The sequence below is a fragment of the Kordia aestuariivivens genome (genome assembly GCF_014397005.1).
Taxonomy (GTDB): Bacteria; Bacteroidota; Bacteroidia; order Flavobacteriales; family Flavobacteriaceae; genus Kordia; species Kordia aestuariivivens.
This window is the reverse complement of record NZ_JACGWS010000004.1, coordinates 374,499-385,295: the sequence shown is the minus strand read 5'-3', so window position 1 is coordinate 385,295 and position 10,797 is coordinate 374,499. Positions and strand designations below refer to the sequence as shown.

Here is a 10,797-nt window from a genome sequence, read left to right as displayed (position 1 = left end):
AGGTGGTTATAGCAATGGGGCTCACCTCTTACCATTCCGAACAGAGAAGTTAAGCCCATTAGCGCAGATGGTACTGCAGAAATGTGGGAGAGTATGTCGCCGCCTTTTTTTAAAACCCTTACCCCAACAGGTAAGGGTTTTTTTATGCCTAAAATCTAAGCAAAATAGGAAAGCCTCTGTGTAAAGTTGTATTTATAACTTGAATTGAAGTGCATAAAGAGTACTGGATCAAGTTTAGCACAGACATCAACAAAAGAAAGCGTGTTTTTCGTTGATTTATTTCTATTTCCAGAGATATTTTTAACTGAAAAAGTTAAAATAACCTTCAGTTCTCTAAATTTTTCCCAAGCCATCAAAAATTCTTAACGAAAATATCTTCTATACTTCTGAAATATAATCTGCTGCCTGTAATTTTTCATCAAACTTAGGTTAGTTAAAGAAATCTTAAAGTGGTACTTATATAGAGCATTAGTCTATGGTTATTATTAATTTCATGCCACAAACTAATTAATCATACTATGTTAAGAAAAATACCACTATTTCTTCTGGGAATACTGCTAATTTCTGTGACTTCTTGTTCGACAGCAAAAAAAGCAGCTGCAAACAAAAAAAACACAGCAGTTTCAGCAAAACCAAAGAAAAAACCTAAAAAAGGAGGCATTCAGCCTTATGACAAAGTAATCACTAAAGACGCTAAAAGCGATGAGGGCTTATTTACGGTTCATGAATTGGATGATAAATACTTCTACGAAATTCCAGACTCCCTTTTTAATAGAGAAATGTTGATGGTTACAAGAATAGCTAAAACCGCTTCTGGTATTGGTTTTGGAGGAGGAAAGCAAAATACACAAGTACTTCGTTGGGAAAAGAATAAAAAGAAAGTTTTATTACGTGTAGTTTCACATAGTGTTGTAGCTGCAGATTCTTTACCAGTTCACGAAGCAGTTGTAAATTCTAACTTTGAACCTATTCTTTATGCATTTCCAATCAAAGCATTTAGTAAAGATTCTTTAAATACAGTTATTGATGTAACTGCATTGTTTTCAAAAGATGTTCCAGCTTTAGGAATGCCATCTTTCAGAAGAAGACAGTATAAAATTTCGAGATTAGATGATAGTCGATCTTATATTGATAAGTTAAAGAGTTATCCATTAAATATCGAATCAAGACATGTTAAAACTTATAAAGCAGGAGCGGCACCTTCAAATAATAGTGTAGGTTCTATTTCTGTGGAAATGAGTAATTCTATGATCTTATTACCAAAAGAACCAATGAAAAGACGCTATTTTGATGAGCGTGTAGGTTGGTTTGCTCGAGGACAAGTAGATTATGGATTAAAGGCTCAAAAAAGTAAGCAAGTCACTTTCTTAGATCGTTGGAGATTAGAAGTGAAAGACGAAGATATTGAGAAATTTAAAAGAGGTGAACTTGTAGAACCTAAGAAACAAATTGTTTATTATGTTGATAGAGCAACTCCAGAAGAGTGGAAACCTTATATAAAGCAAGGAATCGAAGATTGGCAAGTAGCTTTTGAAGCTGCAGGTTTCAAAAATGCAATTATAGCTAAAGATCCTCCAACTGCAGAAGAAGATCCGGATTGGAGTCCAGAAGATGTACGTTATTCAGTAGTACGTTATTTAGCGTCTCCTATTCCAAATGCAAACGGACCTCACGTAAGTGACCCAAGAAGTGGAGAGATTTTGGAGAGCGATATCAACTGGTATCACAATGTAATGAGTTTATTAAGAAACTGGTTCTTCATTCAAACAGCTGCCATCAATCCTGAAGCACAAACCTTGGAGTTCAAGAGTGAAGTTATGGGACGTTTAATTCGTTTCGTATCTGCACACGAAGTTGGACATACATTAGGATTACCTCACAATATGGGAAGTAGTGTTGCATATAGTGTTGAGGATTTAAGAAATGCTGAGTTCACTAAAAAATACGGAACAGCACCATCTATTATGGATTATGCACGTTTTAACTATGTTGCACAACCAGGAGATGAAGGTGTTGCATTAATGCCAAACATTGGACCTTATGATAAGTATGCAATTAGTTGGGGATATCGTCCAATTTTAGACGTTGCAACAGCAAAAGACGAAAAGAAAACTTTAGATACCTGGATTCTTGACAAAGCCGGAGACCCAATGTATAGATTTGGTCATCAACAAGCAGGAGACGTAGTTGATCCAAGTTCGCAAACAGAAGATTTAGGAGATGATGCTATGAAAGCTAGTGATTATGGAATCAAAAATCTGAAGAGAATTGTTCCTAATCTAATCAAATGGACAGCAGAAGACGGTAAAAACTATGATGATTTAGAAACGATGTACGGACAAGTTTTAGGTCAATACAATCGTTATATGGGACATGTTTCTTCAAATATAGGAGGTGTTTACGAAATATATAAAACATCAGACCAAGAAGGAGCTGTGTATACGCACGTAAGTAAAGATGATCAAAAAAGAGCGATGAAGTTCATCAATGATGAATTATTCAAAACACAAGATTGGTTATTAGATCAAAACATCTTCAACAAAATACAATATTCAGGTTCTACAGAAAGAATCAGAGGAACACAAGTACGGACATTAAACAGAATTTTAAGTTTAGGTAGACTTGCGCGTGTGATGGAAAATGAAACGTTGAATGGAAACGATGCGTATGCAATGTTAGCTATGATGAGTGATTTACGTAAAGGAATTTGGTCAGAATTACCTTCTGGAAAAACTATTGACGCATATCGTCGTAACTTACAAAGAGCACATATTGACAGACTAGCATATTTAATGACTGCTAAAAATCAAAGACAGTTCAGAGGAAGTGACTATGTAAAATCTACAGCATTAAACACAAGTCAATCAGATTTACGTGCGGTGGTAAGAGCAGAATTGAATACACTGAAAAGAAACATCAGAAGTGCAATTTCACGTACAGGTAATACAATGAGTAAAATACACTTACGTGATGCATTAGAGCGTATCGAATTAATTTTAGATCCAAAATAATACATCTTCACATATCTAGTATAAAAAGCAGTCTTCGGGCTGCTTTTTTTATACTGCAAAGACAGGAATAACTTTTTATAATCGCTATAAAAACGTCAAATTACGATTAATTTTATACATAATTCCCCTTAAAATATGTATGCAATAATTGACTGTAATAGTTTTTTCGCTTCTTGCGAAAGAGCTTTTAATCCTGAGCTTATAGATAAGCCATTGGCAATATTATCTAACAATGACGGTTGCGTGATCGCTAGAAGTAGTGAAGCCAAAGCGTTAGGAATTCCTATGGGCGCACCACTTTTTAAATACAAAGAAATCATCACAGAGAAAAACATTCAAATTCGATCGTCAAACTATTCTTTATATGGCGATATGAGTGAACGCGTGATGAAACTCCTCGAAACTTTTTCACCCGATGTAGAAGTATACAGCATTGATGAAGCTTTTTTAAAATTGCCTAAAACTGACGATTATCAAAAAGTTGGACACACAATTAAAAACTATATCTATCAATGTACCGGAATTCCTGTCAGTGTTGGAATTGCGCATACAAAAGCATTATCAAAAGCCGCAAATAATATCGCGAAGAAGTTTCCCGAAAAAACAAATGGTTATTATGTGATTGATACCGAAGCGAAACGCCTAAAATTACTCAAATGGCTTCCTATAAAAGATATTTGGGGAATCGGTCGCGGAAACACACAACGATTGCAAAACAAAGGCGTGTACACTGCGTATGAATTTACAAAACTTACCGATGATTGGGTAAAACGAAACATGTCTATCGTTGGTTTACGACTCAAAAAAGATTTAGAAGGCGAACCAACCATCCAATTAGAAGATGAATTACAAAACAAAAAAGCAATCGCGACAACGCGAAGTTTTGAATTTACATTTTCAGACAAAGAAAACATGAAAGAACGCATTGCTACGTTTGCTTCTCGCTGTAGCGAAAAATTGCGTATGCAAGAATGTTCGTGTAATGTAATTATGGTTTATTTAAAAAGTGATCGAAACAAGCGAACCGAATCACAATACAGAGCAAGTAGAGTACTTACGTTGCCATACGCGACGAATTCCACATTAACGATCAATCAATTTGCTCAAAAAGCATTAAATGAAATTTTCAAACCTGGTATCAAGTACAAAAGAGCGGGCGTTATTTTAATGGGATTGATAAAAACAAATGCGCTACAACTCGATTTATTCCAAAATGAAGATCCAAAACATCTAAAATTAATGTCGGCAATGGACACGTTAAATGAAAAATATCGTGGGCGAAAAATAAAAATGGCGAATCAAGATTTACAACGAACCTGGAAAATGCGGCAAGCACATTTATCTCCTGAATACACTACAAAATTTAGTGATATCATTACATTAAACTGTCATACGATTTAATCCTGAAGAAGATGAAAGTGGAAACTAACGACAATATAGCATCGATTCAAAAAGTAAAACAAGGAAATATATATCTCGAATTTGTTGATGAAGGAATCTCAGCAGGATTTCCATCGCCAGCAGACGATTTTAAAAACAAACGCATTAGTTTAGATGAAGAATTAGTAAAAGATAAAAACACAACCTATTACGCGCGCGTAAGTGGCGAATCGATGATTGGCGCAGGATTAGACAATAATGATTTATTAGTCATTGACAAAAGCATCACACCAAAAGACGGAAAAATTGCTGTGTGTTATGTAGATGGAGAATTCACGGTAAAACGATTAAAAATCACTAAAGAATGTGTCTTTCTCATGCCTGAAAATGATAATTACAAACCTATAAAAGTGACAAAAGACAAGCAATTATTAATTTGGGGAATTGTGACGTATGTCATTAAAAAACTTTAAAAGTTCAAATGTTATATGCTAAATTTTAAATGTAAAGATCAGTAAGCTTTTTAAATTATAACTAAACCAAAAAAGTAACTTTTGAAGTTTTAGAAAATAGTCCAAAACCTAAAAAGTTACTTTTATAAAAATTAAATCAAGCTTATATTATCTTCCTTCAACCAATTGTGCAGTAAATGGAACTTGGCGTAATTTTGGTGCTTCAAATCCTTTCATTTTTGTACACAATCCAAAAGCGACTAACGCTGATGAAATAGCGCCTTCTTGCCAACCTGGTAATGATGAAAGCTGATCGCCTACAATATAAAAACCATCATCTCCTTCTTGTAATTCATTAAAAACCCATTCTGCAGATTCATGTTTTGCATGCTTAGCATTGGTTAAAATAGTTTTCTTTCTGATGTGAAGAATATCTTGATAACTCAGTTTTGGGTCTTTAGTTTGGTCATCGATCTTTGTCCAATCGACCCAACCGCCACGTTGCGTCTTGATATTTTGCCAAGCAATGGTAAGTCCATCATCAAGTTGTTTTGAAAATTCTCCACCATGCAATTGTTTCGCACCTTCTCTTGCTTCTTTCAATCGATCAATAGGTTCCATATTTCCCCATGCTATTGCATTTTGTGAAAAGTTATATGCACCTGTGAGAATTCCTAAATTTTGATGATAATCATTTGAAGGATACCACATTTGTACCATTGGATGATTGGTCCATGAGATTCCTCCAAAAATAGGAACGACATTTTTATCTTCTGGATCTTGCCAATACTTACGCTTACTTTGCCAACCGACTTTCACGGTAGGACGTAAAAATTCTTTATGATCAAATACAACATTCAAGGCTCTCGCAAATGATTTACGGTTGAATAAATTCTTAGTAACCTTGTCTTGTAATAATGGTATTGGCATATTGCTAAAGCATTTGTGTGCTTTTAGCGTCGTATTTGACTTCCCATCTTTATAGGTCACAACGTATTGATCTCCTTGTCTGTCAATCTCGGTTACTGGTGCGTTTAAAATAATATCTCCACCTAATTTCGTTACTTCGGCTGCTAATGTTTTTACAATCATATCCATTCCGCCTACAGGTTGAAATGACGTTTGTTGCCATAAAAAATCATCAGGTTGATAAAAACTTAATTTCCAAAATTCAGAATCTAACATTTTTGTAAAATCAAGCTTTGGCATAATGTTTTCTTCTTCACCTAACATCGTTTTACTGGGCAATTCGGTATATCCAGATCGAGATGTTTTTTCAAACATTCCATCTTTGCTCAAATCTCCAAATTTCTTGAGCCAGTTTTTAAACTTACCTTCGCCATCTTCAGTGTCATTCAATGCATCTTCTAATGGTTGTACAAAACCTAAGAAGCTTTTATACTTTGTAGGATCGGGACTTTCTTTAATTGTTTTTAATAATTCTGGCAGCGCATACATAAACTGAGAAAAATAACCTCTTGGATCATTTGCCAATCTACGATTCACAATAGATTCAGGTTTTCCTGCTTCATCTACAAAAGCCTTCCCATCATACACTACATTCGATCGACTTTGCATTACATAAATTTCCAACTTCACATCAAGTGTTTTGCAATAGTTAAGTACATCGCGATGCGCAGAAGGAATTCGTCCAGGACCACAATTCAAATAGGGTAAGTTCTTTGTGTCTTCAACTGTAAATTTACAGGTTTGGGTATACGTTACCGCTGGTTCGTTCTCAGGATTTTCGGTAAAACTATCGCCTGGTCGAACCGTCAGACTTCGTCCACCAACTCTATTTTCGGCTTCTAAAACGGTAACCTTGTATTGGGTATGTTTCAATAATTCATAAGCGACAGACAATCCTGCTACGCCCGCACCAAGAACGACAACTTTTTCTCCTTGACCTATAGTTTTGGAAATTAACGTATGTCCGATTTCTCGTTTAAAAATTTGTTTTTTATCTAGACTTGTAGTTAACATTTCTAGCTCGCCACCGTTTTGATCTGTTTTTCGTAAGAAGGTTAATGTGGGAGGAGCTGATTTTTTGTCCATGTTTTTAGTTTTTGTAGTTAAAGTAATTATATGGTTGAATTAATTTTCATTGAAGTTAACTAAAAATTCTTAGAAACGGTTGGAATAGAATGAACTAAACAATAAGTTTTAAGAACTGTAAAAACCTTCTTGATGATTTTGATTTAACTCAGGAAACATGTAGTTTAGATCGTGAACAAACCAAAACGTTCCATAGACTTTGTTTATAAGAACGATACAAGATTCTTTATATATTTATAGTAACTACACGCAAGATGAATCCAATAGAAAAATTTAAAAACTGGTATGATGAAGAAACGGAAAAAAGTACTGTTCGGATTCCTTCTGCTTGTTGTTTAACGTCTATTGGAATGGATGGTTATCCTAATTCTCGATTTGTTTCACTGAAAGAAATTTTAGAAAATAAATTTGTCATTACAGGACCTTTAAACTCAAAAAAAGGCATTGAATTATTGGCAAACCCAAAAGCGTCGCTCACATTTTGGTGGACAGAAACTGAACGGCAAATTAGAGTGCAAGGCGATGCAGTTCAAATAGAAGATGCACTTGCAGATATATATTTTAAAGCTAGGAGCAAAGCATCTCAAATAGTAAGTCAAATTAGCAAACAAGGTGTTGAAATAGAAAATATAACCGAATTGATCACTAAATTTGAGCAACAAGAAGCAAATAGTCCTGACATAGAAATACAGCGACCGACAGAATGGTCTGGATTTTACATTATTCCAAAACGAATTGAATTTATGGAATTCAAAAAAAGTCGATTACACTTTCGTGAATTATTTACAAGCGAAAACAACCATTGGAAGAAAACATTTTTACAACCTTAACGCGTTAAGTCGTCGTAGACAAAATCATGACAATTCACCGCGACATAAAGATGACGTCAACATGACGCAACAACCAAATACGATCACAACCTATTTTTGCTAAGAACAATAAATACATTCAAAATGGACACAAACAATTTAGCGAAAAAATTAAAAGAATTTAGAACACTTAGAGGAATGTCTCAGGAATACTTAGCTGAAGAATCTCGCGTAAGCTTACGAACTATTCAAAGAATCGAAAACGAAGAATCGGTACCAACAGGAGAAACCATTAAAAGAATCGCTGTTGCGTTGGATGTTGAACTAAATGAACTTATTGGTGTTCATGCTCTTGAAGCAACAACGGATTTAAAAGGAACTATTGTTTTTCTTAAAAAACAACTTTCCAAAACCAATAAAAAATCAGAAATAAAAACGTTTGAAAACTTTATTAAGGTTTTAAACAACTTAAAAGAAAAGGAATTAAGTTCAGAACAGTTGGAAGGAATTGAAAGTTATATTAAGTATTTAGAACTTGAAAAAATACCATCATTTAGCAATGAAATGTTCAAGCAAAAACTAACTAAATTCAAAAAATATTTAAAGAATAAATTAAAATTTGTACCGAACAATTTTTATACTATTATCGGGCTCAATTTGGCAGTACCATTCGCGATTGCATTTTGCATACAAGATAAAATTCCTTTTGCAACCAAAGGAATCGTCATTTCCGCAGGAATAGTAGTTATTGTCATAGGATTATTTATGGATGCAAGAATCAAAAAGCAAGAACGCTCATTTCGTTTTTAAAAACCGATCGAGTAGCGCATTTCTCGATACAATTTTCTTCGAAAATCACTCGAAATGACGCTTATGAATTAAGAAAACTAAATTGCTAAAACCTAAAACCTAAAACCTAAAAGCGCAGCGACCCAAAAGCTAAAAGCAGGAGCAAAGCGACTCACGCTTTAATAAAATCCTCATACTCCAAATAAAACGCTTCAAACTGTTGCATCGTTTCCTTCAGGAAAACCATTGTTTCTTGCCAGGTATTTTTATTGTGAATGGAAACGTTTTGTTTTTCAAGATAAATTCTAGAAATCTCTTTTCTATTCTCTAAAGTGCAGTCTTCTTCAAAAATAGCTTCTGGAAGAAAATCATCGAGCAATATCGTTTTCAGTGAAATCATCTTATCCCAATACTTAATGCGATTCTCAATATTTTGGTCTTCAATATCGAGCATTACCATTGCCTTTTTCTTATCAAAATAAAACTTAAACGAAAAATCTTTGATCTTTGTATTGTACAAAATCCACTTTCGTGGAAATGACTTTCCAAACGAAATCCAAAAATCTTCTCGTAACTTCTGTGATTCAGCTTTACTAAACATGAAAAAATGAAATTTTTCATTCCGAGTACACTGAGCGGAGTCGAAGTGTGACAAGGAATCTCTACGTTAAACAATTTTTTTATTCCGCACTTTTACATTGAGCATTATTGAAATCAAATATACTTTGATTGAAAATACTTAGCGTAGCTATCAAAATGTTATATAAAAAAAGCAATAATCGTTGCTGAAATAATAACCAACAGCTTCGTTAAATTAAACTTATGACCTTCCGAGCTTTCAAACAAAATGGTGGTGGAAATGTGTAAAAAGATTCCAATAACCAATGCTGATATTTCATTCTGATACGCTGCTAAAAATGTCAGTTGTTCTGATAAAAAACTTCCCAAAGGTGTCATTAAGGCAAACAAAAATAGGAATGTCAAAATAGAAACCTTCGACATTTTTGACTCGTAAAAAAAGGTTGTCAAAATAATAGCAATCGGAATTTTATGCACTACAATCCCGTATACCAAATGATCATGGTGATGCATTGGGAAACCTTCTAGAATTGCGTGAAGACTCAAACTAAAAAATAATAACCAGGGAAACGCACTACTATCTTTATGTATATGAACGTGTCCATGTTCGGCTCCTTTTGAGAAAAACTCTAGAAATATTTGTAGCAGAATTCCAACCATTACAAAAATACCGTAACTCGGTTGGTACTCGCTAAAAATAGTTGGAAGTAAGTTAAAAACGGTAATGGCCAATAAAAATGCACCACTAAACGCCAACAATAACTTCATGTGTTTCTTTTCGCGAAACTGAAATACAGTCACAAATAAAAACCCAAGGACTACCGCTAATATAGGAAGTAAATAATGTATCATTTAAAAATCATAATAAGTCTAGGAGATGTCTTTTTATTGAACTTTCCAAGGTTGTAATCCCCAAAAATAGCTAATAAATCAATATCAGCCGCCCTAAAATACGATTCAAAGTCTTCAAGTGTCAATGCTTTTACTTTTTCTGTGTAATGGTGGTCGTGTCCGTCCGCTTCAAAACGGATGTCTTTATAAATAAATCCGTTTTCTATATAGCGATGCAATCGGAAGATAATTCCGTCTACTTCTTTCACTTCATTTTCCACCAAATGATCAATCACAAAGTCTGCATTCAAAAAGTCAATCACACCAAAACCAGTTTCATTTAGCTCAGCTTTAATAGACTTTAGCGTGCGTAAATTGTCAGATTCGTGTTCAAAATATCCAAAACTCGTAAACAAATTAAATACGGCGTCAAACTCTTTCGGATATGGCTCGCACATGTCATGCACTTCAAAACGAAGTGTGTCATTGGCAGACTTTGAAGCATGCGCAATACTATTTGGTGACAAATCTACGCCGGTGACATTATAGCCCATTTTATTCAAAAACACGGAATGTCTTCCTTTTCCACAAGCTAAGTCTAAAATAGTACCATCTTCTGGCAAGTTTAAAAACTCTACCAAATGCTTCATAAACGCTTCTGCTTCATCATACCCACGATCTTTGTATAATATATGGTAATAAGAGGTATCAAACCACGATGCGTACCAAGCTGTATTTTTTTCTTGCATAATATTTTTTCTCGTTCCCGTAAATACGGGAATCTATACAAAGGCTCTATCATTGTGAACCTTCGTTGTATTAAATTCAATAAGTTGCAAAATTAACATATTTTGCCTTTCTACAGTCGTAGCAAACCCGAAATAATTTCAA

Annotated in this window: 9 protein-coding genes and 1 rRNA gene; 6 read left to right on the top strand and 4 right to left on the bottom strand. The window is 34.3% G+C overall.

Annotated elements, in window-relative coordinates:
• The 4 genes from rrf (at nt 1) to H2O64_RS09155 (ending at nt 4,864) form a co-directional block, all read left to right on the top strand.
• Nucleotides 1–108: ribosomal RNA gene (rrf, locus tag H2O64_RS09170) — 5S ribosomal RNA — on the top strand.
• Between the two features lie 410 nt (nt 109–518).
• Entirely contained in the window at nt 519–3,011 is a 2,493-nt protein-coding gene (locus H2O64_RS09165; RefSeq protein WP_187561884.1) for a zinc-dependent metalloprotease, read from the top strand.
• A gap of 135 nt (nt 3,012–3,146) precedes the next feature.
• Nucleotides 3,147–4,412, top strand: a complete 1,266-nt coding sequence (locus H2O64_RS09160) for a Y-family DNA polymerase (protein ID WP_187561883.1) — start codon at nt 3,147–3,149, stop codon at nt 4,410–4,412.
• An 11-nt stretch (nt 4,413–4,423) separates the two neighbouring features.
• Nucleotides 4,424–4,864 (top strand): LexA family protein, encoded by a 441-nt coding sequence (locus H2O64_RS09155; protein ID WP_187561882.1) that lies wholly within the window; start codon nt 4,424–4,426, stop codon nt 4,862–4,864.
• Between the two features lie 147 nt (nt 4,865–5,011).
• On the opposite strand, the gene H2O64_RS09150 is transcribed toward H2O64_RS09155, so the two are convergent.
• Complete coding sequence (locus H2O64_RS09150; RefSeq protein WP_187561881.1) at nt 5,012–6,898, bottom strand: flavin monoamine oxidase family protein; 1,887 nt, start codon at nt 6,896–6,898, stop codon at nt 5,012–5,014.
• Nucleotides 6,899–7,152: 254 nt separating this feature from the next.
• Here H2O64_RS09150 and H2O64_RS09145 point away from each other — a divergent pair, with 254 nt between their 5' ends.
• Both H2O64_RS09145 and H2O64_RS09140 read left to right on the top strand, forming a co-directional pair.
• Nucleotides 7,153–7,728 carry a pyridoxine/pyridoxamine 5'-phosphate oxidase gene (locus H2O64_RS09145; RefSeq protein WP_187561880.1) on the top strand — a complete coding sequence of 192 codons (576 nt, stop codon included), beginning with the start codon at nt 7,153–7,155 and terminating at the stop codon, nt 7,726–7,728.
• A 123-nt stretch (nt 7,729–7,851) separates the two neighbouring features.
• Nucleotides 7,852–8,517, top strand: coding sequence for a helix-turn-helix domain-containing protein (locus H2O64_RS09140; RefSeq protein ID WP_187561879.1), 666 nt, complete (start codon nt 7,852–7,854; stop codon nt 8,515–8,517).
• Between the two features lie 151 nt (nt 8,518–8,668).
• Here the strand turns inward: H2O64_RS09140 and H2O64_RS09135 are convergent, their stop codons facing one another.
• From H2O64_RS09135 to H2O64_RS09125, 3 genes are all read right to left on the bottom strand, one after another.
• A complete protein-coding gene (locus H2O64_RS09135) occupies nt 8,669–9,097 on the bottom strand; it encodes a DUF4268 domain-containing protein (RefSeq protein WP_187561878.1) in 429 nt (142 codons plus the stop codon).
• 158 nt (nt 9,098–9,255) lie between these two features.
• Complete coding sequence (locus H2O64_RS09130) at nt 9,256–9,927, bottom strand: ZIP family metal transporter (RefSeq protein WP_187561877.1); 672 nt, start codon at nt 9,925–9,927, stop codon at nt 9,256–9,258.
• Nucleotides 9,924–10,655 (bottom strand): class I SAM-dependent methyltransferase, encoded by a 732-nt coding sequence (locus H2O64_RS09125; protein ID WP_187561876.1) that lies wholly within the window; start codon nt 10,653–10,655, stop codon nt 9,924–9,926. Before H2O64_RS09125 ends, H2O64_RS09130 begins: the two co-directional genes overlap by 4 nt.
• Nucleotides 10,656–10,797: the final 142 nt, after the last annotated feature.

Excerpts from the sequence above, each read along its gene's own strand:
- H2O64_RS09130 (WP_187561877.1), bottom strand. The coding sequence starts at position 9,927 with ATGATACATTATTTACTTCCTATATTAGCGGTAGTCCTTGGGTTTTTA.
- H2O64_RS09140 (WP_187561879.1), top strand. The coding sequence starts at position 7,852 with ATGGACACAAACAATTTAGCGAAAAAATTAAAAGAATTTAGAACACTT.
- H2O64_RS09125 (WP_187561876.1), bottom strand. The coding sequence starts at position 10,655 with ATGCAAGAAAAAAATACAGCTTGGTACGCATCGTGGTTTGATACCTCT.
- H2O64_RS09160 (WP_187561883.1), top strand. The coding sequence starts at position 3,147 with ATGTATGCAATAATTGACTGTAATAGTTTTTTCGCTTCTTGCGAAAGA.
- H2O64_RS09150 (WP_187561881.1), bottom strand. The coding sequence starts at position 6,898 with ATGGACAAAAAATCAGCTCCTCCCACATTAACCTTCTTACGAAAAACA.
- H2O64_RS09155 (WP_187561882.1), top strand. The coding sequence starts at position 4,424 with ATGAAAGTGGAAACTAACGACAATATAGCATCGATTCAAAAAGTAAAA.
- H2O64_RS09165 (WP_187561884.1), top strand. The coding sequence starts at position 519 with ATGTTAAGAAAAATACCACTATTTCTTCTGGGAATACTGCTAATTTCT.
- H2O64_RS09145 (WP_187561880.1), top strand. The coding sequence starts at position 7,153 with ATGAATCCAATAGAAAAATTTAAAAACTGGTATGATGAAGAAACGGAA.
- H2O64_RS09135 (WP_187561878.1), bottom strand. The coding sequence starts at position 9,097 with ATGTTTAGTAAAGCTGAATCACAGAAGTTACGAGAAGATTTTTGGATT.